The following is a 24,403-nucleotide window of genomic DNA, read 5'->3' as shown; positions in this document are numbered from 1 at the left end:
TTACGGATGCCCGGAAAACCTTAGCGTACGATTTTTTCCGAATTCTGCGGGCTCCCCTCCTTGATCGTCTGGTGGCGCGCGATATCGCCGATCGATCGAATGGTGGTGTTGCCCGTCTTTCGGGCGCGCTCGGCGATCGCATCGGTGACGGCGAGGATCTCTGCGGCCTGCTCATCAAGAAGCAGGTGATAGTCCCTGAAGTAGGGTCCGGAGACGTGCCAGTGGAAATTTTTTGTCTTCAGGTAAATCGCGTAGCTGTTCGCCAGAATGATCTTCAGAGCGTCGGCGACAGTCATCGCCGCGCATTCGTCAAGATCAGAAGGTGTCGGAAGGGCGGAGGCATTGTTGTTCGTCATCGCTTAGACTTTCTCAATCTGGCTACACGGGATCCAGCACCGATTCCCCCACGGATGGCGATGTATAGAAGATGAATTCATTGCCAGACGAAGTCCAATGGCCGGTGGCTATAGTTTTGATACCTTTGAGCGACATGCGCAGTCTTGGGGGGCCGGGCGTCGCAGGCGGACCGGTCGGCCGGGACCTCCACCTGCCCGTCAGGGGGCCGGTCGGAAATCCAGCACGAACGCGACGACCTTTTCGGCGGACATCTCGCACGGCTTCAGCAATGTTCTATCTGATGTAACGCGATAGAGGTTGAAGCTGACAATGTCGGTCCCGGCCAACTCCCTGGCGAACAGGCTGTTGCGACGTCCGTCACCGGATCGCCGGACAGTCACGCCGAAACGCCGGCCTTCGTAGGCGCCTTCGCTGTATCCCTCGGGAAGCTGCGCGAAGGCGGCATCGAACTCGGCATGCTCCATCTCAATCCAGTCGTCTTGATTCGACAGAAGCCCAAGGGTCCGAGGCCCTCGGCGCCAGTCCGCGGAGAAGGTCCGGGGCGGAGCCCTGTAGCCGACGCGGCCTGGGATGGGCGGAAAAGCCGTCCCGCGGGCGCTTGCACATGGCGCTGAGGCCGCCACCTGTCCGCCTGCTACGCAACCTCCACGCCTTTCCAGAAGGCGATATGATCCCGGATGCCCTCGGCGCCTGGCGTCGGATCTGGATAGGTCCAGGCTGCGTTCACGTTGAGCGCGTCTCCCACACGCACATGGAAGTAGCGCGCGGTGCCCTTGATCGGGCAGACGGACGTGTGCGGGCTCATCTCAAGCAGGCCAAAATCGACTGCCGACGGTGGGAAGTAGTGGTTTCCCTCGACGACGACCGTCTCGTTGCTTGTGGCGATGGTGGCGTCATTCCAGATAGCTGAGACCAACGGACTCTCCTTTCGTATTCATCAACCGGCACGGGGCTTGCGGGCTGTCTGCCCCAAGGCCGCACCCCCTTAGATGGCGGGCGGCGTGCGCCCCAGGAGTTTGTCGAGTTCGCCTCTGACATCGAGCTCGAAAAGCTCGTCGGAGCCACCGACATGCGTGCCGTTGATGAAGATCTGCGGCACGGTGTTTCGACCCGACGCTTCCGTCATGGCCTGCCGGTGAACCGGATCCGCCTCGATATCGAGTTCCTTCCATTGCACGCCCTTCTCCTCGAGGAGCATCTTCGCCCGGCGGCAGAACGGGCATCAGTTCGTGATGTACAGCAGCACATCAGTTGTCATATCGCGTCTCCGACAGTTGGAAGCGGATCGCTGTCATGGCGTTGATCTACCGTCAGCCGCGTTCGAGGAGGGCGACTGTGCCTTGACCGCCGTCGGCGCAGATGCTGACGATTGCGCGCGATCCGGGCGGCATGGCCCAAAGTTCCTTTACCGCCTGGCTGAGGTCGCGCGCGCCTGTAGCGCCGAACGGATGACCCAGGGCGACCGAGCCTCCATTGGGATTGACGCGGTCCCAGTCAAAATCGCCCATAGCCGCCTGGACACCGGCTGTCGCGCGCACCCACTCCCGATCGGTGATGGCCGCGACGTTCGCCAGGACCTGGGCTGCAAAGGCTTCGTGGATTTCCCAGAGTGCGATGTCGGAGAAGCTGAGTTGATGCCGCGCGAGCAGGCGCGGAATGCCATAGGAGGGCGCCATCAGCAGGCCCTCGGTGTGGAGATCGACGGCAGAGATCTCGTAGTCGACGAGCCGCGCGTAGGGGGTGCCCGCCGGGAGTCTCGCCACACCGGCTTCGGTAGCGACCCAACACCCGGCGGCTCCATCCGTAATCGGTGAGCTGTTGCCGGCGGTCAGGGTTCCCCTCCCGCTGTCGCGATCGAAGGCGGGCTTGAGTGCGGCCAGCCGTTCGGGCGACGTATCGGCGCGCGGGTTCGCATCGCGCGCCAGCTCAGGCAGCGAAATCACGAGATCGTCGAAGAAGCCACGTTCCCAACCAGCGACTGCCCGCTGGTGGCTCTTGAGCGCCCAATCATCCTGCGCGACGCGCGAGACCCGCCAAGCCTTGGCGGTCTCCTCCATATGATCACCCATCGTCCTTCCGGTGATCCGGTTTGCCCAGCCCTTTGTGGGGAGCACGTAGTCTCGTGGAGTCAGAGACTGGAGGGCGGCAAGCGCGGCGGTCGCATCCTGCGCAAAGAGGTCGGTGAGCCGCTTCGATGCATCGGCCGTCAGGGCGATTGACGGCCGGCTCATGACTTCGGACCCGCCGACCATGGTGAGGTCGGTTCCTCCGCCCAGCATCCCTGCCGCAGCGAAGGTCGCCGTCATGCTGGTCGAGCATGCCAGGACGACGGAGAACGCCGGAACAGTCGGATTGAGCTTGGCATCAAGCCAGGTTTCGCGAGCAATATTGCTCCAGCCCAAATTCGGGATCACGGTTCCCCAGACGAGGAGATCAGGCTCCGCCTGCGCCGCCATCGCCTGCACGACAGGCACGGACAGAGAGATGGCATCGTAGGCAGCCAACGCGCCTCCGCCGCGGCCGAAAGGCGTCCGAAGGCCAGCGGCAATGAAGACGGGTTCGGCAAAGCGGCTCATGATGATCTCCAAAATTAATCCGTGGGCTGCACGTCCACGATCGGCGGGACGCGAAGTAGCTTGCGCCGCTAGCCGCCGTATGTCAATGGCCATTAACACCGTAGCGCTCGGTTTTGACAATGGAGGGGTCCAGGCCGGCCAGCAGCGCGCCCTCGGTCGCGATGTTGACGAAACCGTTGGACCCGCAAACGAATACTTGTGTGGGCTTTCGGTGAAGCCGGGCCAGAACTTCTTGGACCATCACGCCGTCGATCCGTCGCGCAAAGTCCGATGCGCGGATCGGGTTCTCGCGCGTAATTGCCAGCGCCAAGGCGAATGCCGGATCGCTGCATTCGATGGAATGAAGCTCTTTTGAGAAGAGAACGTCTTCAGCGGTTCGTGCGGACAGGAGCAGCGCTGTCGGCACGACCTGGGCTAGTGCGCGGCGCTGCCGGATCATCGCCATCAACGGCACGAGGCCGGAGCCTGCCCCGATCAACAGCACTGGGTCTATGGCAGGTTCAGGCCATAGGAAATGGCCGCCGAGCGGACCACGAAGCTCGATTTCGTCTCCGATCGCCGCGACATCGTGGAAGAACGGCGAAACTTCGCCATCCGGCAGGCGCTCGATAGCGAGCTCGACCGTCGGGAACGAGATTGCCGAAGACGCAATCGAGTAACTCCGCATCGCACTGTAGCCACCGGGCGCGGTCAGCCGGACATCGACGTGCTGCCCTGCGATGTGCGCGAACGGTTTGCTCAACCGAAGGAAGAAGCTCTTGATACTCGGGGTTTGCTGGACGATTTCGTCGATCACGCATGACTGCCACGCGATTTGCGCGCCGTTTTCAGTCATTGGTGTAGCGCTGCTCGCGCCACGGATCGCCATAGATGTGATAGCCGCGCAGCTCCCAGAAGCCCGCCTCGTCACGCGTTGTGAATTGCAGCGCGTTCACCCATTTGGCGGACTTCCAGAAGTAAAGGTGCGGAACCAGAAGACGCGCCGGCCCTCCATGATCGCGGGGAAGCGGCTTGCCCGCATAGTTGAGGGCGACCATCGCTTTCCCGGAGAGCAGATCCGCCAGCGGGACGTTTGTCGAGTAATTATCGTAGCAGTGCGCCAAGACGAAATCGGTGGGCCGATCGAGCCCTGCATCTGCAAGGATGTCTTCGATGAGTACGCCCTCCCAGGCGGTATCCAGCTTGGACCAGGACGTGACGCAGTGAATGTCTCGGGTCATCTTGGTCTTCGGTAGGGCGTTGAACTCGCTCCAGTTCCACACTTTGACGGGCTTCGGACCGATCTTGACGGTGAATTTCCAATCGGAGGGCTCCACGCTCGGCGTTGGCCCGGCCGTCAGAACAGGGAAATTCTCCACGAGATGCTGACCCGGCGGTATCCGATCGGACTGGTCGCCGCCTGGACCGCGGCCTGTGAAACCTCTGGTGACCATAGCGAAACCCCCTTGCTTGTCACGACAGACCAGAACCTGATTCAGTTCAGAATTCTGTAAAAGATCTTTGCGCGCACAACCGCCGAACGAGCCAATTCACTGAAAATCAGAATACCGGATTCTCTATTAGCGTAGAGAAAAGTGTTGGACCATTTTGAGTCGTGGTTATGCGTGAAGACTATAGCGTCAGTCCAGTATGATTTCCCAATACCCTGTAGCTATAGTTTCGATAGCTTCGAATCGGCATTGCAGGCGTATCCCCGTCAGCGGATTTCGAGCGGACGCCGTCGCTTGCCAACGTTGGTGTGAGACCGGCGGGCGAGATCGCCCCTGCCAACGCGACCGCTGAGAGGTCGACTCCTCAACCGCTTGGGCGCTTATCGCCTCCATCCGGATGCTCACCCGCCGAACAGCAATAAACCGCTATTTTCGATAAACTTCTGAATCCGGCTCCGAGGTATGGAAACTATGTCGTACCGCTATTGGATATGTTGCGCGCATACCTTCATAGTCTGACACGCGAAATCTTTAAATCCTGAGTATATTTCGGAAGAAATTTCGATCTGATCGATAAGACTTCAGGATACAGCAAGCTGGAGACACCGATGAAAGCCGTTGGTTACAAGGTTCCGGGACCCATCGCCGAGGACGCCTCTCTGGTCGACATTGATCTGCCTCGGCCTGTCGCTGAAGGAGGCGATATCCTGGTTGAGGTGAAGGCTGTCTCGGTCAACCCGGTCGACTACAAAATCCGCAGCAGCACGCCGCCCGCTGATGGCGATTGGAAAGTGCTGGGATGGGATGCGGCCGGGATCGTGCAAGAGGTCGGCCCCGACGTGACGCAGTTCGCGGTAGGCGACGAGGTCTATTATGCCGGATCGCTCATAAGGCCTGGCACCAATGCGGAGTTCCATCTCGTCGACGCCCGGATCGTCGGTCGTAAACCCGCGTCGCTCGACTGGGCGGAAGCGGCGGCGCTGCCACTCACGACGTTGACGGCCTGGGAAGCCATGTTCGATCGCCTGGACGTGACGAAGCCCGTTCCCGGGGCGGCGGCGATCCTCATCATCGGTGGTGCGGGTGGGGTCGGGTCGATCGCCATCCAGATCGCTCGACAGCGCACGGATCTCATCGTCATCTCCACCGCCTCTCGGCCGGAAACCCAGGAGTGGGTTAAAGGGCTTGGGGCTCATCATGTCATCGACCACTCTCGGCCGCTCGCGCCACAGATTGCCGAGCTCAACATCGGCGCTCCCGCTTTCGTGTTCTCGACCACGCATACCGAGCAGCATGCATCCGACATCGCCGAACTGATCGCCCCGCAAGGACGGTTCGGATTCATCGACGATCCCAAGGCGCTCGACGTCATGCTGTTCAAGCGCAAGGCAGTGTCGATCCACCACGAGCTGATGTTCACACGGTCGCTCTACGGCACGCCCGACATGGATGAGCAGGGCAAGATCCTCAATTCGCTGGCGGTGCTGGTGGACGACGGCAAAATTCGCACGACGCTAACCGAAAAATTGTCGCCAATTAATGCCGCCAATCTGAAGACGGTGCACGCACTGATCGAAAGTGGCGCGGCAAGAGGCAAGATTGTCCTCGAAGGCTTCTGATGACTGCCACCGCCGAACGTCTTTTCTAACCTCAAGAACGCCGGACGGATTACGCCACGGCGAAGGAAATTTCATGACGAAATCCATTGCCACCGCCTCGATCAACCGCGAAACCGCCGTCGCCCTCATCGACGCGGCGATCGCCGCGGCACGTACAATCGGCATCCCGGCTGCGGTCGCCGTCGTCGACGCCACCGGTAACCTGCGCGCGTTCGAGCGCACTGATGACGCGCCGTTTCTCACCGTCGATGTTGCCATCGACAAGGCTTGGAGTTCCGCCTCGTTTGGGTACCCCACCCATGTCTGGAACGACTATGTTTCGAACGATCCAAAAGTGGCGCCGCTGGCCTATCGCCCCCGGATGGTCGCTGTCGGCGGAGGCTATCCGATCCTGGAAGACGGGAAGTTGATCGGCGGGATCGGCATCTCCGGAGGCAACTATCAGCAGGATCAGGATGCGTGCGTCGAGGCACTCACGAAAATCGGGTTCGAGCTGCCAGCCTGACGACTTTAAGGCCATCGCCAGCGGCGGTGGCCTGCAGATGCGACCTTATGAAAGACTTTAAGATGGAAGCGTTCGTCGTCTTCACCCGCGAAGAAACCACCGATCCGGAAGAACTCGCAACCTATTCTGCAGGCGTCGGCCCATCGTTCGATGGCCACGACGTAACCTTTCTCGCCGCTTATGGCGCGATGGAGCATTTGGAGGGGCCGCCCGTCGAAGGGGCCGTAATTTTGCGGTTCCCGACGATGCAGGCCGCCCGTGATTGGTATCATAGCCCCGCCTACCAAACCATCGCTGCGCACCGTTTTGCCGGTTCCCGCTATCGCGCCTTTGTCATTGAGGGGCGGCGGTGACACACCGACGGAAGAACGGCGGGGCTGGCCACGAGGTATCGGTCGGCGAACTCGCATCCTACAACCTGTAGGGGATCAAGGCGGTGAGGTTCGCGTGCCATCGCCACACGCGACCACTCATCGGACTTCTGCATCGGAATTGGAGGATCAGATGAGCGTCGACGAACGACAAGCCCCCGAGCTGCGGGTGCAGAGATGGATTGGCGCGGATGGAGAAAGCATCGCGCCGCTCAAGCTGTCGGATCTCGGCACCGGCCCGAAAGTCCTCTTCGCCTTCCAGCACTGGTGCCGTGGCTGCCATTTGCATGGATTTCCGACGCTACAAAGGTTGCATGGTGCATTGAGCGCCAAGGGCGTGGGCTTCGCGGTGATCCAGACCGTCTTCGAAGGAGCGGATGAGAACACCTTCGAGAAGCTGCGCGTGAACCAGCTCAAGTATGCGCTTCCTGTCGCGTTCGGTCAGGACGAGCCACCTGCCGGCGCGACGCTTCCCACCTTCATGGAGGACTACCGCACGCGGGGAACGCCCTGGTTCTCCGTGATGGACGCTGGCGGCCGCATCGTATTCTCGGACTTCCATCTCGACGCCGATCAGCTCGTGAAGGGACTGGAGCTGGTGTAACCGATGCGGCGCTGGGTCATCCTGATTGCCACCCATCTCGCGATGCTCGCCATGGGCTTCGCGGGCGGTGTCTACACGCTGCCGATCCTGACCGCCCCCCAGGCCCCGGACGCGGCGGCCTTGCGGACCATCTCAGCCGAGACGCTCTACGCAGGGCGTCTGGCCCGCGATCTCAAAGGCAGCGACCTGCTTCACTGGGGGGAAGGCGAGATCCGGGTCTCGCGCGACCGTATCGCCCATATCGGGCGCCTCGCCCCTGGTCCCGACTACAAGCTCTACCTCGCACCACGTTTCGTCGACACGAAGGAGGCCTTTCTCCTAATCAAGGACAGATCAGTCCGCGTGGGCGATGTGAAGACGTTCAACGGCTTCATCGTCGAGGTGCCTGCCGGCATCGATGTCCGTGACTACAACACGGTCGTCATCTGGTGCGAAGCATTCGACCAGTTCATCAGTGCGGCAGAGTATCAACCCTCAAGTCAGGCCCGAGAACGAGCCCGGCGATGGATACCATGAGGTCGGCGGGCAAGCGCGGCCTCGTTCTCGCGCCGGTGGCGGCGCTGCTGCTGAGCGTCGCCGCTCTGCTGCTGGGCAATGGCCTGCTGAGCACGCTCCTGATCGTGAGAGCCGGCCATAAGGGGTTCTCGACCGGCGCGATCAGCGCGATGATGTCCTTCTATTTCGCGGGTTTCACGATCGGCGCGCTCGTGTTGCCACCGATCATCGTCTCCGTGGGACATGTCAGAACCTTCGCCGGCTTCGCGGCCATTGCCTCGATGACCGCCCTTCTCCATGTGGCGTTCGTGGAGCCGATCGCCTGGATGCCGCTTCGCCTGATTACCGGCTTCGCCTACGCGGGCATGATCCTCGCAACGGAGAGTTGGCTCAACGCCCACGCATTGCCATCCACACGCGGGCAGCTCCTGTCGATATTCGGAGTTGTCTCTATGGGCTCATGGGCAATCGGGCAGGCGTTACTCAACATCGCACCGCCCGCCGACGTGACATTGTTCCTCATCGTGTCGCTGCTGATATCAGCGGCGGTGGTTCCGATCACCTTGCTGCCCAGTCATCCGCCGGCCCAGGTGGAACAGGAATGGGTCGCGTTCAGGGACCTCGTCCTCGTATCACCTCTCGCTGCGGCTGGCGCTTTCCTGGCCGGCCTGGCTATCGGTGGTTTCTGGGGCATGGGCGCGAACTTCGCCCAGAGCATCGGCCTCGATGTGGGCGGTATCTCCGCCTTCATGGCTGCGGTTCTTGGTGGAACGCTCGCCTTCCATTGGCCACTCGGTTGGCTTTCGGATCGAGTGCCCCGGAATCTTGTCATCGCCGGTGCGGCGCTGGCGTCCGCAGCGTCTGCCATCGGCGTAGCGTTGGCGGTGGAAGCGCCTCTGCCGCTGCTCCTTGCGGCAGGTGCGCTGTTCGGCGGCTTTGGCATCCCGATTTATTCGTTGTGTCTCGCCGTCGCAAACGACGATCTTCCGGCCGGTCGGCTACTCGGCACCGCGCGCGGGCTTTTGCTGCTCAACGGGATCGGGACAGCCGCTGGCCCCCTAATAGGAGCAGCTGCAATGAATATCGTCGGCCCTGGCGGCCTGTTCCTTTATGCGGCGGCGTTGCTCACGCTCCTGGCAGTGCTGGCCATCGCCCGCAGGCAGCCGAGGCGCGCCAACCAGGCCAAGGCGGCCCCCCGTTCTCCGAGCACGCCGATGATAACCGGATCTCTCGATACGATGATATGCATGGAGAAGCGGGCGCAGGGCGTGCGGGATTAGCGCGGCACGGCGCCTGCACGAACCGCGGGGTCAGGCGATGATAGCTGTTACGCGAATTTCGATACGCATGGTTGGAAGCCCCAGCGCTTCGATTCCCAACTGCGTCCAGATTGGAGCGCGGTCGGGCATGTAGTGGCGATACAGCTTGGCCATTGTTTCGTTGATCACGGGAGGGAATCCACCGACGTGATAGGAATTGACGTGGACCACATGCGGCCAGCGTGCTCCGGCGGTCGCGAGCGTCCGTTCCACGTTCTTGAACGCCTGCTCGATCTCTTCCTCAATCGACTCCGGAATGACGAGATCGTCGTTCCATCCGCCCTGTCCGGAGATCTCCACGCGGTCACCAATGCGCATTGCCTGAGAATAATGAAGCGCGTCATGCAGGCGCGTCCCGTATCCGGGGGTGATGAAGAATGAAGGTGTTGTCATGAGTTTGCCTTTGATGAGCCAGGTCAACGCGGCTGCAAGTGACCGTATGCATGCAGAAAGAGATGCAGGGCGTTCGGCACTAGCGCGCCGGCTGCGGTGGAGGGCTTTATTCCACGTCTTCTACGGTGAGGTCCCGGCCGTTGAACTGCACGGTCTCCCCGGCTCGGGCACCCTCGATCGCTTCGAAGATCGGCGCCATCGTGGAAATGCCCATGAGCTCACGCCCCTGACAGGTAAACTTGCTCGTTGACACCGCGATCACAAAGTGGCGGCCGGACAGCTTGACGACAGCGCCTTCGTTGACGGCCAACTTGGGGCCGAAATCGATCGTCCTGAGCTTTTCGAGTTTATTGGCGTAGTCATGGAGCGTGTCATCGAGCGCTTCAGCGAAGTCGCTCGCGACCTCGGCCTGAGCTAGTTCGTCGTTTTCGATCGGTTCGCTCCGATCGAGCCGAGCGGTAGAGACATAGTCCAGGTAGTTTTCGCGAGCGCTGTGCAACGCTGCTGTCTCCAGCAAGAGCATAGTTTCTCGTATGTGGTCCTTGTTCCAGTCCATAATCACCTCCTAATTTTCGATGTTCTTAAAGTTCAGCCTGCAGATGTGTGGGCCAGGAAGGCCAGCCTTTCCGGCTAAGCGACACCGCTATTCGTCGCTGATGACGTCTTCGCCCTGGTATGGAACCCTGATCAGCCGAGGATCTCGAATGATGCTCGTGACGAGCCAGACATATTCCTGCTCGGCGGTATCGAAGCCGAGGATGCTGAAGGATTGGCCGAAAGGGCATGGCGGGAAGTCTGGAAAGCCCTCGCGCAGAACGTAACGCTCGGGATCGCTGTGAAACTCGCTCTTGTAGACTTTCCGTAGTCCGTGCTTGCTCGGCGCGTCCTGGTCACCTGCCGGTGCTGTTTCCCGATGCGCCACAAGGCGCTCGGACAAGTCGCGGGGGCAGATTTCGTGAAACACGTCGAAGGCGTCGATCAACAAGCCCTTATGCGCGGTCGCTGGATCGGTGATTGCGTAGATGTTGGAGGCGTCTTCGCCGTCATCCCCGCTCTCGAGGCGTAATGCCGCATCGACGCGAATGGTGCACGCGTCGAGGATCGATCCAAGTTCGAGATCAACGAGATTGCCGTCCTTGACGCGGTATTCGCGGTCATAGCCCTTGGCGATGAACGACTGGACTGCTTCTAGAACGTCGGTCACTTCGGATGTCATGCGCGCACTTTCATATCGAGTTGGATTGGACGCGCTTCCGCACAAGTCGTGCTTTGGTCCATCAGATGACGGAGAAGAGCGCGGAGTGCGGAGTTCATAGCCACTTGGACTTCTTGAAGCGCACGAACAGGATGAGGCAGGATATCGCCATCACCCCGAGTACGACGAAGTAGCCATAGGTCGTGTTCAGTTCCGGCATGTTCTTGAAGTTCATGCCGTATATTCCGGCGATCGCCGTCGGGACTGCGAGTATCGCCGCCCAGGCAGCGAGCTGGCGGGTGACCACCCCGATCCTTTGCGCTTCCAGAAGGCTGCTGGCCTCAAAGACCGTGGACAGGACAAGCAGGAGGCCGTCGACCATGGACTGCACGCGGTGGACATGGTCCGCGACGTCGTGGAAATATGGTGTCATTTCGGCGCTGATGCAGGGAAAGTGGCCGCGAACGAGCTTTTGCACCAGCTCGGCCATAGCCCCGAGCGTGCGCTGGAACCGCGTGAGTTCGGACCTTAGTTCGAAGATTCGCGCCACCTCTTCTGGCCCGAGGAAGTCGTGCAGCGACCGTCGTTCCATGGCCAGGACGTCGTCCTCGATCATTTCGAAGATGGGCAGATACTGGTCGACCACGCGGTGCAGGATCGCATGCAGCACATAGTCGACACCCTTGCCGAACTGCGTCGGCGATGCCTCGAGTTGCGCCCGAAGTTTGCCCAGCGCTCCGGCGTTGCCGTGCCGCACGGTGATGAGGTGATTGTGACCGGTGAAGATCGCCATCTTGCCGTAGCTGATCCGGTCGCCGACCAGTTCGGCGGTCTGCGCGACGATGTATAGCTCGCCGTTGTAGACGTCGAGCCTGGGCGGGCACAGCGGGTGCATCGCGTTATCGATTGCCAACGGATGGAGGTGATACGTCGCCTGAAGCGCGTGAAGTTCGTCGGCGGTGGGATCCAGAAGAGCGATCCAGCAGAAACCCGAGCGACCCTTGTCGAGTTGGACGCGCTCGTCGATCGCGATTTCCCGGATTCGCTTGCCTTCGTTGTAATAGTAGGCGGCGATGACGCTCATGCCGACCTCGCAGGGATTTGCAGGCCACGCTGCACTGCCGGTCGAGCCAAGCCACGGCCGAGCCATTTCTGGATGTTCGAATAGTCGCTGAGGCTAAGGATGTCGCCAGCAGCGTAGAGTTCAACCAGCGCATTCACCCAGCCGAGCGTCGCGATGTCCGCAATCGAATAGTCGTCGACGAGCCAATCACGGCCTTCCAGTTGGCGATCCAGGATGCCGAGGAGACGCTTGGATTCATCGACAAAGCGCTGCCGAGGCCGTTTGTCCTCATAGTCCTTACCGCCCCACCGCAGGAAAAAGCCAAGCTGACCGAAGATCGGCCCGATGGCCGACACCTGGAAGAATACCCAGGCCAAGGTTTCGTAACGTTGGGCGGGTGAACTCGGAATGAACTGGCCCGTCTTGTCGGCCAGGTAGATAAGGATCGCACCGGATTCCCAAACGGCAATGGGGTTGCCGTCCGGGCCCGCCGGATCGATGATCGCCGGTATGCGGCCGTTCGGGTTTAACGAGACGAACGCTGGGTCCTTCGACTCGTTGTTCGAGATGTCGATCAGGTGGGGCTCGTACGCTAGGCCAGTCTCCTCCAGCATGATCGAGGCTTTGACGCCATTGGGCGTTGGCGCGGCGTACAATTGCAGGCGGTCGGTATGAGAGGCCGGCCAGCGCTGCGTGACCGGAAATGATGAGAGGTCTGGCATAATTCTGCGATCCTGTTGCTACGACGGCGGCTGACTCAAATGACCACCTCATCAATGCGGGGTCCGATGACCGCGTCGTTTGACGACACGGTCAAGAAGAGTGCGAACCCGAGCGGCGCAGCGGCAACGTCAGTGAAGACTATTCCGCTGCGGTGTCGGCCGCAGGCTGCACATCGCCAGCCTTTTGGCGCTGTGGAAGCACCCAGCCGGGACGGGGGAAGTGACAGGTATAGCCGCCGGGCCGCTTCTCCAGATAGTCTTGATGTTCCGGTTCGGCCTCCCAGAAATCGCCGACCGGCTCGACCTCGGTGACGACCTTGCCATCCCACAGCCCGGAGGCATCCACGTCGGCGATCGTGTCCTCTGCGACGCGCTTCTGCTCCTCGTCGACGTAATAGATACCCGACCGGTAGGAGAGCCCACGATCATTGCCCTGGCGGTCCTTCGTCGTAGGATCGTGGATCTGGAAAAAATACTCCAGGATGTTCCGGTAGCTCGTCACTGCCGGGTCGAAGACGATCTCAATCCCCTCGGCATGCGTGCCGTGATTGCGATAAGTGGCGTCCGGAACATCCCCGCCGGTGTAGCCGACACGGGTAGAGACGATGCCGGGTCGCTTGCGGATCAGATCCTGCATGCCCCAGAAACATCCGCCTGCGAGAATTGCGCGCTGGTGCATGTTAGGCCTCCTCTACCTGGTTGAGATATTCGCCGTATCCCTCGGCCTCCATCTCATCGCGAGGAATGAAGCGAAGGGACGCTGAGTTGATGCAGTAGCGCAGACCGCCGCGGTCGGGAGGACCGTCGGGAAACACGTGGCCGAGATGGCTGTCGGCGTGCACCGACCTGACCTCCGTCCGGACCATGCCGTGCGCGCTGTCCCTAACCTCGTTCACGTTTGCTAGCACGATCGGTTTGGTGAAGCTCGGCCAGCCAGAACCCGAATCGAATTTGTCCGTCGAAGCGAACAGTGGCTCTCCCGACACAATGTCGACGTAGATGCCCGGCTCCTTGTTGTCGTTATACTCGCCCGTGAAGGGCCTTTCGGTGCCCGACTCCTGGGTAATCCGGCGTTGTTCGGGGGTCAGGCGGTCAACTGCTGCCTGTGACTTCTCAAACTTCATGATAGTCTCCAATAATTAATCTAGAGAGCTCGACACACTGTCATTTATCTTTGCAGTCATTGCGCCGACTATAGCAGTGCGCCCCAGATTTATCCAATACGCTGCGCGTATAGTTTCCATAGCGCCGAAGCTCTTCACGTCGTGATTCAGTTCCACTCATACCGGGCTGCCAGCTGCGCGATGTTCCGTATCTCGACCGTTGCCGTGGAGCCGGATACTGTCGCGATCACGACTTCGCGCTCCAAGACAAATCCGTCGATCGGCCGAGTGACGAGGCCTTGCACGGTCGGCGATCGTTCCGGAAGAATGCATATGGCGTGGCCGTCAGCGACGACCCGTTGCACCCAGTCCTCGCGATCTGATCGAAAGCGAGGTCGCATGAGCAAGTCCCGTCGCGCGAAGTGATCGAGGATCCGATCGCGAAACTCGCATTTCAGGCGATCGACGAAAGGAAACTCGAGCAGGTCTTCGCCGCGCACGATCTCGTTGGCAGCCAAGGGATGGTTTGCAGAACAGCCGAGCACGAAGCGCTCCCGAAATAGAGGATGCACATCCAGCTTGCGTTCCGGTCTTGTTTCACGCGGCATGATGCACGCGTGGTATTTTCCTGAAAGCACCTCCGATGTGTCCTCGTTCGACTGGAGCGAGTGCAGCTTGATTTCGATGGATGGCATCTCCGCCAATGCGCTCTCGAAGAATGCCGTAAATTCCTTTGGTCCGACGGTGGGCGCGACGGCGACATCCAGCACGCGGTGCCCCCCCATCGCCCAGTGCTCCGAGTGATTGCGAACGCTCTTCATCGCGACCACCATGCGCCGGAATTCTGCCTCGACGTCATGGCCAAGGCCAGTCAGGCGGCTGTTCTTCCCGTCGCGATAGATCAGCGGCCCGCCAAGCTCATCTTCCAAGCGGCGGATCGCGCGGGTCAGACTTGGCTGTGACACACCGCTCAAGCGAGCGGCCGCTGTGAAATTCAGCGTCTCGGCCAAGTTGATGAAATAGCTGACTTGATTGAGTTCCATAGTCCTTTGGCCCATGCGCCTGACTGATGCCTCTTCCGTGAGACCGCCTTCGGAGAGCAGGCCGCAGAAGTATGCTTGGCGCATATAATCACGATCTAGGGGCTTGTCTATATGCGCGAGGCATATAAATGATACCCTGAGATGACGATTATTCGTTTGGCGGCGCGCTCCGCTCAGTTCCGTCGAAGGTTCTGGGAGCGGAACGGCCAAGCCAATTGCTGGAGGTTCGATGGACATGGCAGAAAAAACATTCACGTTTGCTATTGGGGCTGGCTCTCAGCTTTCCGGGCACCTCGAACCGCCGGAAGGGACGCCGCGGGGCTGGGCGATCTTCGCCCACTGCTTCACCTGCGGGAAAGATAGTCGCGCCGCCGTTTACATCTCGCGCGCGCTGTCGCGTGCGGGCATCGGGGTCTTGAGGTTCGATTTCGCCGGGACCGGGATCGGCGGTGGGACGGGAGAACCTGTGAACTTCGCGTCGGACGTCGAGGACCTTCGGGCCGCCGCAAATGCGATGGCGGCGGCGGGCATGTCACCGTCCCTCCTCGTCGGGCACAGCCTGGGTGGCACCGCTGCGATCGTAGCCGCCGCCGACATGCCTGATATTGCGGCGGTAGCGACGATTGGTGCGCCGGCCGACCTTCAGCATATCTTGCGCCTCTTCGGACCGAATGATCTGGACACCATCGCGAGCGAGGGCGAGGCCTCGGTGGAGATTGCCGGTAGGCCCTTCCTCATTCGCCGAGGGTTCCTTGAGGCGGTTGAGGGGATCGACGTCGAGAAGGCCATTGCCTCCCTGCGACGGCCGGTGCTGGTCATGCACTCTCCGCTGGATCAGGTGGTCGGCATCGACCACGCGTCGCGCATCTTCGTCGCGTCCAGGCACCCTAAAAGCTTCATCTCGCTCGACAACGCGGATCACCTTCTCACCGACGTCGCGGACGCGAACTACGCCGCGGCCATGGTGGCGGTTTGGGCGAGCCGCTTTCTCCCACCACTCAGCGCGGATCTTCCGCAGGTCGAGGTTGCGGAGGGCGTCGTCTCCACCGAAACTCTTGCAGGGACGTTCCAGCTCAAGGTCCGCAGCGGCGAGCACACTCTGTTCGCCGACGAGCCAGCATCGGTCGGTGGCCTCGGGACCGGACTATCTCCCTACGAACTCGTATCTGCCGGCCTCGCAGCCTGCACGGTGATGACGATGCGTCTCTATGCGAACCGCAAGGGCTTTCCGCTCGAACGGGCGAGCACGACCGTGCAGCACGAGAAGGTGCCGGACATGATGCCACCCGACCGGTTCACCCGCACCATTGTCCTCGATGGGCCGCTGAGTGATGATCAGCGCGCTCGGATCCTCGCGATCGCTGATCGGTGTCCCGTCGATCTGAGTCTCATCCGGGGTTCGGACGTGCAGACCGAGCTCTTGAGCGCCAGTCAGGCTGCGGATCCCGCGAGGCTGGCTTGACCGTGGCGCACACGGAGGAGGGCGAACGGACTGTGAGCCAATCGCCTACCGGCAATAGGGCGGCCGCGACAGAGCGAGCAATTCTCGCAGGCGGCTGCTTCTGGGGCATGGAGGATTTGCTGCGCCGAGCCAGGGGAGTCATTTCGACGCGTGTCGGTTACACAGGCGGAGAAATGCCTGATCCGACCTACGCGAGACATTACGGCCATGCGGAAGCAGTGGAAGTGACCTTCGACCCTTCCGTTCTCGCCTATCGCTCGCTCTTGGAACTCTTCTTCCAGATACATGACCCCACGACCTACGAGCAACAAGGCAGCGATGTCGGTCCGAGCTATCGATCGGCGATTTTCTACACCACCGAAGTGCAGAAGGAAGTCGCCCTCACAACCATCGCGGAAATCGAGGCATCAGGAAGCTGGCCAGGCCCGGTCGTGTCGGAGATCAACCCAGAAGAACCCTTTTGGGAGGCGGAGCCAGAGCACCAAGAATACCTGGTGCGCTATCCTGGGGGCTATAGCTGCCACTTCGTGCGCCCGACCTGGCGGTTGGACCGCTCAGACGAACGCCCAGCTGTAATACTTGACAGAAAGAGTTGATGATGACCGAAACCGTGACTAATCAGGCCGCCTGGCAGAAAGCGCCGGGGCAGCCACTGAGGATCGGTGTCACCGCTCTGCCGCATCTGGCGGCGAACGAGATATTGATCCGCAACGCGGCCATCGCGATCAACCCACTCGACTGGATTCTGCAGGACGTCGCGCTTTTGCCATGGCTCGACTATCCCGCGATTCTCGGCAGCGACGTCTCCGGTGAGGTCGCGGCGGTCGGTGGCGCGGTCGAGCGGTTCAAGGTCGGCGATCGAGTCATCGGACAGGCGGTCGGGACAACCGTAAATCAACCTGCGCAGGGTGCGTTCCAGCACCACACGATCGTGCTGGACCACATGGCGGCGCCGATCCCCAACAACATTGCCTTCGCTGATGCGGCAGTCCTCCCGCTTGGCCTTGGCACCGCCGCAAGCGGGCTCTACGGACGGACACAGTTGGCTCTCGCGCCACCGTTACACTCGCCGACCGCGCGTCCAGAGGTCGTTCTGGTCTGGGGTGGATCGTCGAGCGTTGGCTGCAACGCCATCCAGCTCGCGGTGGCGTCGGGCTACAGGTGCGTCGCCACCGCTTCGGCGCGCAACGTCGGCCTGTTGAAGGAGCTGGGTGCAAGCGAGGTTCTTGACCACTCGAGTCCAGCCATCGTGGAAGACGTGATTGAGGCAATGCGCGGGCGCAGTCTCGCTGGAACGCTTCACGCGACCGGTCACATGAAAGACTGTTTTGCCGTAGTTGCGAGATGCGAGGGCTCGCGCCGGGTGGCAGCGACGCTGGCCCCGCCCGACGAGCGTTCATTTGGAGTCGAGGCGACGCACATCTCCGGGACGAGCCTCAAGGATGACGAGGTTGGTCCAATGATCTACCGCGAATTCCTGCCGCAGGCTCTCGCGGCGCGCACGTTCGTCCCCGCCCCTCCGGCGAAGATCGTGGGCCAGGGCCTTGAAATGCTCCAGGCTGCCTTGGAAGCCCTGAAGGCGGGTGTATCCGCAGCGAAAATCGTCGTTACCCTGCCTTGAGTGACCAGCCAGGCGGTTTTTCGCGTTCGCAGTCTGAGGTGGCCCGCACTTTGCCGATTGGGAAGCTCTACCGGGAAAACGCGTTTGGGACGCGCGCTGCGCTCCTGCCGGAGCATGCGTTCCCGAAACCTGTTCCCGACTGCTTTTCCCCGAAACTACCTATCGGACATAGAGAAATGGGAATGCAGCGAGTGGTTTGAACGGCCGCTTCCGAAACCGCGTTCCGATCAATTGAGCGGCTAAAAGTGGGGCGATCACCGACATATTAGAATGAGACCGCCATGCCCGATCGGCCGGCTTGACGCGTAGCCAAAAGAATGCGGCTGATGGTAGGCTCGCTGACATTATGAAGCCCCGCCATCTGAGCAGCGTTGAGCTGCCGCAATTGCGAGTCTCCTACGCGTCGTCGTTCTTCTCGCGGTCCACACCTCGCTCATGCAATTCGGCATCGACGGGGCAGTTCGTGCAGCCCTCGTAGCAGCACAAGCGGCAGATGCGGTATGACTGCTCGAGGTTTTCCAAGCGATTTCGGAGAACGCGTTCAGCGATGTCCGATAAGGTTTTCAGTTCGTCTGGATTAAGGATCGATAGCCCTTCGGCAATCACTTGATCGCGCGAGGCCAGGACCTCGTCGCTCGCGACCTTGCCAGTTGGAGTAAGATAGAGGGATCGCGCGCGCCCGTCTGTCGAATGCTCCCTACGCTCGATCAATCCCTCGCTTACCAATCTATCCACCAGGCGAACAGTTCCAGCATGTGAAAGGCCCACCCCGATCGCAAGCATACGGATCGAGAGCCCGGGCTTGTGCGCGAGCAACGCCAGCGCTGAGGCGGCGGGTCCAGCTTCCGGCGCCCGCGATGAACTAGCGCGAACGATGTCGTCGCTGATCATGAGTGCGAACGCCCCGAAAATGTTTCGATCTCGAGGTCCATCCATTGCCACATCTATATGTGCGCGGAGCATAGACAGCAAGCCATACCGTGGTCCTCTTCCTCCGCGCGGCTTGTGGAAAATGTCCTGTTTTAGAAGGGTTTCGGAGGATTTCGACTGATCGAGCGCGCCGAAAAAAACGGGTCCGGCTCGTTAAGGCCGCGGAACCGTTGATACCTGGCGGCTATAGGGCAAGCCTTTTCGCTCGGAATCGCCGTAGGTCGCGCCCGAGAATCACTCCGCGTCAGCGCTGTCATCCAGGCCGCGCAGGTGCAGATCAGCGAGACCTAGCTTGCCCCCGGCGTCGCACTTCCATCGTGTCACCGCGCGCGATCACGATTGTATCAATCCCATTGAGGAACAGTCCGTGCTCCACGACGTCGGGGATTGCGGCGAAACGGGCGAAGACCGCGTCGCCATGCAGCTGAGCGCCTCCGGGCTCGATATCGCGACGGAGCATCCATGCCCCGCGGAGGTTCTGCAGGATTTGCACGCCCGCCGTCACGAGAGGACCACAGTCACGAGAGCACAAGCGCCCCTCTGTGGCGGACCGAAGCACGCAGCAGCACGAGGGACGCCGCTAGCAGAACTGCGTCCTTCAGTAGAAACTGCCCTGGTGCAGCCGAAATCGCAGGAAAGCCGCCGGCAGTCTGCTCCGCGACACCTGGAGTGGTGATGAAAAAGGTCAGCGTGATCAGATAGGTCGCTGCTGACATTAGTGCGCCTAGCGCAGAGAAGAGTGGACGAAATGCACCAAGGATCAGAACGAGACCGGTCGATAACTCGATAACGCCGATGAAATAGCTTTGCCCCTGCGTCCCGAACATGCCGAGCCAATTCATGATCGGGCTGTGTTCGATAAACGGGGCGATACCATAGGCCTCGTACGCTGTGAACTTCATCGCGCCGAACCACAGAAATACGATCACGAGAGCCCATCTAAGCAGGCCAAGATCCCTCCGACCGTGCTCGGGGACAAGAAATTCATAACGGTCGAAAATGCTCATCTAAAATTCCTCAACAGTGGTCCCGTGGGAACGTCACGAACGTCGTCTACGTGCTTCGGGCAGGCGTTGCAGTATATGCGCGACGCATATACTAATAAGCGAGATATGTCGAGCGGCTGGCTCGCGCTTCGCTGCCTCACGAAGCCATCCTCATCGGCGATGCCTTTACCCAGCAAACGCGCGACCTTTGCGGGATTTTGACTTGATGGGGCTGGCGCTCCGGGTGGGCCTATAGCCCGTTGGCAAACGTCCAGCCTGTACGGATGGACGCGGCCCTGGACGAGATAACCATGCCCACCGAAATCGTAGCAGCGATCGGCGAAGGCGCGCTCGCTTATCGAGAGAGCGGCATTCTCTCACTGGCAGATGGCAGAGTATTCTCCGCGTGCCGGCAGTATCGCTATCGCTTGAGCGAGGACAGTGTTGTCGTCGAGTTCGCAGACGGACCTCATATCGGGACGCAGTTCCTCAGCTTGAGTTTCTCGCGGACGGATACCGGGTTGGAAGCGAGTGGCGTCTATGCCTGCGGAGACGACACCTACCATGCAACCTACAGGATTCTGGGGCCGGCGGCCTTTGAAGTGGTCATCATGGTCCAAGGGCCTGCAAAGGCATACGAGCTAGTCAGCCGATATTCCCGGTCGGGATAAATGCTCATGTCAGGAGGGCAAGTCCTCTGTTGCCCTTATCATGGCCGTGAAAGGCAGCGCCGGAATAACTTACCACGCGCTGCAAATCCGAAGACGATTGTCGTCGTCATCAGAAGGTAGGCGACTATCCCACCAGGTGAAAGAGTCGGAACCGCTGCGAGGATCAACCCATCATTCCCGCCGGGTATGAGCGCGATGCCGATACCCATCAATGTGCCGCCGACGACAGATCGCAGAATGCCATTGGCTGTCGGCAGTTGGAGACGCAGATTGCCTTGGCGAAAGGAGGCGGTTAGGGCGCCTGCGATCGAAGAGATCACCGCAGTGAGCGCGACCTCGCCGGCCGGGGACATTCTGAGAGGAAGGGCGCGTTGAATCACGTCTGCGAAGGTCCAGGCCGGCGAGAGTGCATATAGAAGTCCGCCAGTGATACCGAGTCCAATCATCGAAGCGCCGAACGACCAACCCGGCTTTGTTCGCAGAACGCTCTTCGTGGAAACGAAAACGAGTGCCAGCACGAGCACAACTAGGAAGGCTAGGAGAGTAACGAGGCCTGTTGCGCTCGGTTTGGAGATTAAGCTTGGCCATGTTGAATCGTAGCCGAACCTGCCATGGTCGGCAGCCAAGATACCAATCGTTAATCCCAAGGGTAGAGCTAGAAGTCGCATCTCCCCATCCCCAAGCCGCGCCAGCGATCCGAGCAGGCATGTGTCATTAATGAGTGCGCCGAGGCCGAAGGCGATGGCGCCGATGAGCAGGAGGAAATTGATGCTGGTCGAGGGTGCGAGTGTTGCGCCCAGTGTTCCCGTCCAGACTATCGGGACCGCAACCAGGCCTGCCGCTGCCGACGCTGCGAGAAATCCGACGAACATTTTCGGCGGCTGTCTTCTGTGTAACTCATGAGCGGCCACCACTAAACAGGTTCCGCCTTGGTTCGCCGCATATCCGAACCCGAAGGCAAGTACGCATAGAAGAAGTTCGAGCGCAAACGATCCCATTATTTCAAGCCTGCCTGATCATATCGTCAGCCTTCTGATGCGACGTTCCAGCGTGGCGAGCGCCCCGGCTTAGCTTTACCACGGGAAGGCGCGATCCTGCTGTAGCCGCACAGATGGCAAAGGCTGACCGAGCCATCTTTGTCGAAGCCGTTTGCCACAAGGAGCCGCTCCGACAGCATGCCTAGAATGTCGAGGTCATTGGGCGACAGGGGCGAAATACATTCGGAGATCACCTGCTCCCGTGCCTTGAGCAAGGCGTCCGTTATCTTCTTCCCCGAATTGGTGAGGTGAATGAAGCGCGCCCGCCTGTCGGTGATTTGTCTTCGTCGTTCCACCAACTGTTCGCGCTCGAGCCTATCGATCAATCGCACCGTCCCGGCATGAGAAAGCCCGATCGAGGTAGCCAAAACGCTGATCGGCAGTCCGGGCTCCATGCTGAGTAACACCATCACGGCGGTCCCCGGGCCGCTTGGTGAAAACGAGGCCGAGACACTGGCGATGCTGTCTGCAACGGCCAACGCGAGTGCACCTAAATGGTACTTGGCGACCTCAGGCTCCATACCGCAAGAATATATGCTTCGCGCATAGACTTCAAGCGTGTGAAAATGTATGACCGCCGCATGCATCTATGACAGATTCGGACATGGTCATGCTCATTGAGGGGCTCAGCTCGGATTCCACATCTGAGATCAACGGACGTGCTCGTTCCCCAGGCGCTAGCGGGGGTGGGCTCGATGAAAGTGGACGTGCATGGGTGCCGCTCACCGGGCGCAGGCGGTTCGCCGATGAGACCGCCGGTATGATCGGACGGGTCTCATGCCCGACCTGACTCTTGATCTCCGATACCTGAAGTACGCCGTTCAGGTCGCCGAGGCCGGCAGCTTCCGCCGAGCGGCGGAGCGCCTATCGATATCGCAATCCACCGTCAGCCGACGTGTGCAGCTGTTTGAGCGCCAACTTGGCTTTTCTCTCTTCAAGCGTACGCGAGCGGGGGCAGGGCTGACTCCAGAAGGTGAGCGCTTCCTTCAACAAGCGGTGGTGGGAGCGCGCTACCTTCGTAACGCCGCAACGGAGATCCGCTCCGCGCGGAAACTCAAGACCGGGCTCGTGAGGTTTGTGTCGTTTTCAGAAGACGACCGCACCATCTGACTGGATGTAACGCCTGGTGTGCATACGGCTCCTGACAGCCCAATATCAGGAGTCGTCTGCACCAATCTCGACTATGCTCAATACTCGTGTGCACCAAAGCGAGGTTTGGGCATGACATCAGACACTCCACCGATTGCCGCGCAAGGCGTGGCCACCCTGCCCGACGAGGCATGGGCGCAAGCCCGGCACCGGACGGAAATCATCGGGCCACTGGCAGCGCTTGAGGTGGTCGGGCATGAAGCCGCCGATGAGGCAGCCCAAGCGCTGGGCCTGTCCCGGCGACAGGTATATGTCCTGATCCGTCGCGCCCGGCAGGGTACTGGCCTGGTAACAGACCTGACGCCCGGCCGATCCGGCGGCGGCAAAGGCAAGGGGCGCTTGCCGGAACCGGTCGAGCGCATCATCCGCGAGCTGCTGCAAAAGCGCTTCCTGACCAAGCAGAAACGCAGCCTGGCGGCGTTCCACCGCGAAGTCGCGCAGGCGTGCAAAACCCAGAAGCTGCCGGTGCCGGCGCGCAACACCGTGGCCCAGCGGATTGCCGGACTACACCCGGCGAAAATAGCCCGCAGCCGGGGCGGGCAGGACGCTGCCCGTCCCTTGCAAGGCGCGGGTGGCATTCCGCCAGAAGTCACCATGCCGCTGGAACAGGTGCAGATCGACCACACCGTCATCGACCTGATCGTGGTCGACGAGCGCGACCGGCAACCGATTGGCCGCCCATATTTGACCCTCGCCATCGACGTGTTCACGCGCTGCGTACTCGGCATGGTGGTCACGCTGGAAGCGCCGTCCGCCGTCTCGGTCGGCCTATGCCTCGCGCATGCCGCCTGCGACAAGCGGCCCTGGCTGGAAGGGCTGAATGTGGAAATGGACTGGCCGATGAGCGGCAAGCCCAGGCTGCTCTATCTGGACAACGCGGCCGAGTTCAAAAGCGAAGCGCTGCGCCGTGGCTGCGAACAGCATGGCATCCGGCTGGACTATCGCCCACCAGGCCAGCCGCACTACGGCGGCATCGTGGAACGGATCATCGGCACGGCGATGCAGATGATCCACGACGAATTACCGGGGACGACCTTCTCCAATCCCGGCCAGCGCGGCGAGTACGATTCCGAGAAGATGGCCACCCTGACGCTGCGCGAGCTGGAGCGCTGGCTCGCGTTGGCGGTAGGCACCTATCACGGCTCCGTGCACAACGGCCTGCTCCAGCCGCCGGCCGCGCGCTGGGCCGAGGCCGTGGAGCGCGTTGGCGTCCCGGCCGTCGTTACCCGCCCCACCGCGTTTTTGGTCGATTTCCTGCCGGTGATCCGCCGCACCCTGACCCGCACCGGCTTTGTCATCGACCACATCCACTACTACGCCGACGCCCTCAAGCCGTGGATTGCCCGGCGCGAGCGCTTGCCCGCCTTCCTGATCCGGCGCGATCCGCGCGACATCAGCCGCATCTGGGTACTGGAACCGGAAGGTCAGCACTATCTGGAGATCCACTACCGCACCTTGTCCCATCCGGCCGTCACCCTCTGGGAACAACGCCAGGCGCTGGCCAAATTGCGTCAGCTCGGGCGCGAGCAGGTGGACGAGTCGGCGCTGTTCCGCATGATCGGGCAGATGCGCGAGATCGTGACCACCGCCCAGAAGGCCACGCGCAAGGCGCGGCGCGACGCTGATCGCCGCCAGCACCTCAAGACGTCGGAGCCACCGGCCAAGCCCATACCGCCGGATGTGGACATGGCTGACCCGCAGGCAGACAACCTGCCGCCGGCCAAACCGTTCGATCAGATCGAGGAGTGGTAG

The 24,403-nt window shown here is 61.0% G+C and carries 30 protein-coding genes and 1 pseudogene; 12 read left to right on the top strand and 19 right to left on the bottom strand.

The genetic code is table 11. The annotated features are described in order from the left end of the window. Positions 1-20: 20 nt before the first annotated feature. From P8H26_RS16415 to P8H26_RS16385, 7 genes and pseudogenes are all read right to left on the bottom strand, one after another. Positions 21-356, bottom strand: a complete 336-nt coding sequence (locus P8H26_RS16415; protein WP_233101280.1) for a Dps family protein — start codon at positions 354-356, stop codon at positions 21-23. 198 nt (positions 357-554) lie between these two features. Further along, positions 555-821, bottom strand: a complete 267-nt coding sequence (locus P8H26_RS16410) for a hypothetical protein (RefSeq protein WP_018429638.1) — start codon at positions 819-821, stop codon at positions 555-557. Positions 822-991: 170 nt separating this feature from the next. Then, the gene (locus P8H26_RS16405; RefSeq protein WP_046092728.1) at positions 992-1,273 is read right to left on the bottom strand and encodes a DUF427 domain-containing protein; all 282 of its coding nucleotides are present in this window, start codon (positions 1,271-1,273) and stop codon (positions 992-994) included. A gap of 69 nt (positions 1,274-1,342) precedes the next feature. After that, a pseudogene (locus P8H26_RS16400) lies at positions 1,343-1,567 on the bottom strand (glutaredoxin domain-containing protein); the annotation flags it as partial. Between the two features lie 100 nt (positions 1,568-1,667). Next, entirely contained in the window at positions 1,668-2,933 is a 1,266-nt protein-coding gene (locus P8H26_RS16395; protein WP_033982398.1) for a thiolase family protein, read from the bottom strand. Positions 2,934-3,015: 82 nt separating this feature from the next. Then, positions 3,016-3,768 carry a ferredoxin reductase gene (locus P8H26_RS16390; RefSeq protein ID WP_033982390.1) on the bottom strand — a complete coding sequence of 251 codons (753 nt, stop codon included), beginning with the start codon at positions 3,766-3,768 and terminating at the stop codon, positions 3,016-3,018. Beyond that, entirely contained in the window at positions 3,761-4,366 is a 606-nt protein-coding gene (locus P8H26_RS16385) for a sulfite oxidase-like oxidoreductase (RefSeq protein WP_033982388.1), read from the bottom strand. Before P8H26_RS16385 ends, P8H26_RS16390 begins: the two co-directional genes overlap by 8 nt. Positions 4,367-4,971: 605 nt before the next feature. Here P8H26_RS16385 and P8H26_RS16380 point away from each other — a divergent pair. The 6 genes from P8H26_RS16380 to P8H26_RS16355 all read left to right on the top strand — a co-directional run bounded on the left by P8H26_RS16380 (position 4,972) and on the right by P8H26_RS16355 (position 9,237). Next, positions 4,972-5,982 (top strand): zinc-binding alcohol dehydrogenase family protein, encoded by a 1,011-nt coding sequence (locus tag P8H26_RS16380; RefSeq protein WP_011191343.1) that lies wholly within the window; start codon positions 4,972-4,974, stop codon positions 5,980-5,982. 73 nt (positions 5,983-6,055) lie between these two features. Further along, positions 6,056-6,487 carry a heme-binding protein gene (locus tag P8H26_RS16375; protein WP_004357630.1) on the top strand — a complete coding sequence of 144 codons (432 nt, stop codon included), beginning with the start codon at positions 6,056-6,058 and terminating at the stop codon, positions 6,485-6,487. 62 nt (positions 6,488-6,549) lie between these two features. Beyond that, complete coding sequence (locus P8H26_RS16370; RefSeq protein WP_011191344.1) at positions 6,550-6,840, top strand: DUF1330 domain-containing protein; 291 nt, start codon at positions 6,550-6,552, stop codon at positions 6,838-6,840. Positions 6,841-6,991: 151 nt separating this feature from the next. Beyond that, entirely contained in the window at positions 6,992-7,462 is a 471-nt protein-coding gene (locus P8H26_RS16365; RefSeq protein ID WP_011191345.1) for a hypothetical protein, read from the top strand. 3 nt (positions 7,463-7,465) lie between these two features. After that, positions 7,466-7,978, top strand: coding sequence for a DM13 domain-containing protein (locus P8H26_RS16360; protein WP_004357637.1), 513 nt, complete (start codon positions 7,466-7,468; stop codon positions 7,976-7,978). Further along, positions 7,966-9,237 carry an MFS transporter gene (locus P8H26_RS16355; protein WP_004357638.1) on the top strand — a complete coding sequence of 424 codons (1,272 nt, stop codon included), beginning with the start codon at positions 7,966-7,968 and terminating at the stop codon, positions 9,235-9,237. Before P8H26_RS16360 ends, P8H26_RS16355 begins: the two co-directional genes overlap by 13 nt. A gap of 30 nt (positions 9,238-9,267) precedes the next feature. Here P8H26_RS16355 and P8H26_RS16350 read toward each other — a convergent pair whose 3' ends face one another. From P8H26_RS16350 to P8H26_RS16315, 8 genes are all read right to left on the bottom strand, one after another. Then, positions 9,268-9,669, bottom strand: coding sequence for a RidA family protein (locus P8H26_RS16350; protein ID WP_004099044.1), 402 nt, complete (start codon positions 9,667-9,669; stop codon positions 9,268-9,270). Positions 9,670-9,775: 106 nt separating this feature from the next. Beyond that, entirely contained in the window at positions 9,776-10,225 is a 450-nt protein-coding gene (locus P8H26_RS16345) for a hypothetical protein (RefSeq protein WP_004099042.1), read from the bottom strand. 87 nt (positions 10,226-10,312) lie between these two features. Continuing rightward, positions 10,313-10,885 (bottom strand): hypothetical protein, encoded by a 573-nt coding sequence (locus tag P8H26_RS16340; protein WP_116089486.1) that lies wholly within the window; start codon positions 10,883-10,885, stop codon positions 10,313-10,315. Positions 10,886-10,979: 94 nt separating this feature from the next. Then, positions 10,980-11,948: a magnesium and cobalt transport protein CorA gene (locus P8H26_RS16335; RefSeq protein WP_116089485.1), complete on the bottom strand. Its 969-nt coding sequence runs from the start codon at positions 11,946-11,948 to the stop codon at positions 10,980-10,982. Continuing rightward, complete coding sequence (locus tag P8H26_RS16330; protein ID WP_028720650.1) at positions 11,945-12,649, bottom strand: glutathione S-transferase N-terminal domain-containing protein; 705 nt, start codon at positions 12,647-12,649, stop codon at positions 11,945-11,947. The genes P8H26_RS16335 and P8H26_RS16330 overlap by 4 nt, the downstream gene beginning before the upstream one ends. A 139-nt stretch (positions 12,650-12,788) precedes the next feature. Then, entirely contained in the window at positions 12,789-13,328 is a 540-nt protein-coding gene (gene msrA / locus P8H26_RS16325) for a peptide-methionine (S)-S-oxide reductase MsrA (RefSeq protein ID WP_028720651.1), read from the bottom strand. A gap of 1 nt (position 13,329) precedes the next feature. After that, positions 13,330-13,773, bottom strand: coding sequence for a peptide-methionine (R)-S-oxide reductase MsrB (gene msrB, locus P8H26_RS16320; protein ID WP_289634213.1), 444 nt, complete (start codon positions 13,771-13,773; stop codon positions 13,330-13,332). Positions 13,774-13,919: 146 nt separating this feature from the next. Then, entirely contained in the window at positions 13,920-14,795 is an 876-nt protein-coding gene (locus P8H26_RS16315; RefSeq protein ID WP_011191349.1) for a LysR family transcriptional regulator, read from the bottom strand. 229 nt (positions 14,796-15,024) lie between these two features. On the opposite strand from P8H26_RS16315, the gene P8H26_RS16310 reads away from it, so the two are divergent. The 3 genes from P8H26_RS16310 (at position 15,025) to P8H26_RS16300 (ending at position 17,878) form a co-directional block, all read left to right on the top strand. After that, the gene (locus P8H26_RS16310) at positions 15,025-16,257 is read left to right on the top strand and encodes a bifunctional alpha/beta hydrolase/OsmC family protein (RefSeq protein WP_289634212.1); all 1,233 of its coding nucleotides are present in this window, start codon (positions 15,025-15,027) and stop codon (positions 16,255-16,257) included. Positions 16,258-16,364: 107 nt separating this feature from the next. Further along, positions 16,365-16,853, top strand: a complete 489-nt coding sequence (gene msrA, locus P8H26_RS16305; protein WP_045269765.1) for a peptide-methionine (S)-S-oxide reductase MsrA — start codon at positions 16,365-16,367, stop codon at positions 16,851-16,853. Next, the gene (locus tag P8H26_RS16300; RefSeq protein ID WP_004357654.1) at positions 16,853-17,878 is read left to right on the top strand and encodes a zinc-binding alcohol dehydrogenase family protein; all 1,026 of its coding nucleotides are present in this window, start codon (positions 16,853-16,855) and stop codon (positions 17,876-17,878) included. Before msrA (P8H26_RS16305) ends, P8H26_RS16300 begins: the two co-directional genes overlap by 1 nt. 396 nt (positions 17,879-18,274) lie before the next feature. On the opposite strand, the gene P8H26_RS16295 is transcribed toward P8H26_RS16300, so the two are convergent. Together P8H26_RS16295 and P8H26_RS16290 are read right to left on the bottom strand one after the other, a co-directional pair. Beyond that, on the bottom strand, positions 18,275-18,769 hold the full coding sequence (locus P8H26_RS16295; RefSeq protein WP_004099028.1) for a MarR family winged helix-turn-helix transcriptional regulator: 495 nt from the start codon (positions 18,767-18,769) through the stop codon (positions 18,275-18,277). A gap of 557 nt (positions 18,770-19,326) precedes the next feature. Next, entirely contained in the window at positions 19,327-19,815 is a 489-nt protein-coding gene (locus P8H26_RS16290) for a YkgB family protein (RefSeq protein WP_004099027.1), read from the bottom strand. Between the two features lie 263 nt (positions 19,816-20,078). Here P8H26_RS16290 and P8H26_RS16285 point away from each other — a divergent pair, with 263 nt between their 5' ends. Next, on the top strand, positions 20,079-20,465 hold the full coding sequence (locus P8H26_RS16285) for a DUF6314 family protein (protein WP_004099026.1): 387 nt from the start codon (positions 20,079-20,081) through the stop codon (positions 20,463-20,465). 38 nt (positions 20,466-20,503) lie between these two features. Here P8H26_RS16285 and P8H26_RS16280 read toward each other — a convergent pair whose 3' ends face one another. Then, positions 20,504-21,463 (bottom strand): YeeE/YedE thiosulfate transporter family protein, encoded by a 960-nt coding sequence (locus P8H26_RS16280; RefSeq protein ID WP_004099025.1) that lies wholly within the window; start codon positions 21,461-21,463, stop codon positions 20,504-20,506. A gap of 26 nt (positions 21,464-21,489) precedes the next feature. Further along, a complete protein-coding gene (locus P8H26_RS16275; RefSeq protein ID WP_223296479.1) occupies positions 21,490-21,912 on the bottom strand; it encodes a MarR family winged helix-turn-helix transcriptional regulator in 423 nt (140 codons plus the stop codon). Positions 21,913-22,279: 367 nt separating this feature from the next. On the opposite strand from P8H26_RS16275, the gene P8H26_RS16270 reads away from it, so the two are divergent. Both P8H26_RS16270 and P8H26_RS16265 read left to right on the top strand, forming a co-directional pair. Beyond that, positions 22,280-22,612, top strand: coding sequence for a LysR family transcriptional regulator (locus P8H26_RS16270; protein ID WP_004357617.1), 333 nt, complete (start codon positions 22,280-22,282; stop codon positions 22,610-22,612). Positions 22,613-22,723: 111 nt separating this feature from the next. Continuing rightward, positions 22,724-24,403, top strand: a complete 1,680-nt coding sequence (locus P8H26_RS16265; RefSeq protein WP_003465068.1) for a Mu transposase C-terminal domain-containing protein — start codon at positions 22,724-22,726, stop codon at positions 24,401-24,403.

This window comes from Pseudochrobactrum sp. sp1633, assembly GCF_030376605.1.
Taxonomy (GTDB): domain Bacteria; phylum Pseudomonadota; class Alphaproteobacteria; order Rhizobiales; family Rhizobiaceae; genus Pseudochrobactrum.
The sequence above is the reverse complement of the archived record's forward strand: the minus strand, read 5'-3'. Positions and strand labels throughout refer to the sequence as shown.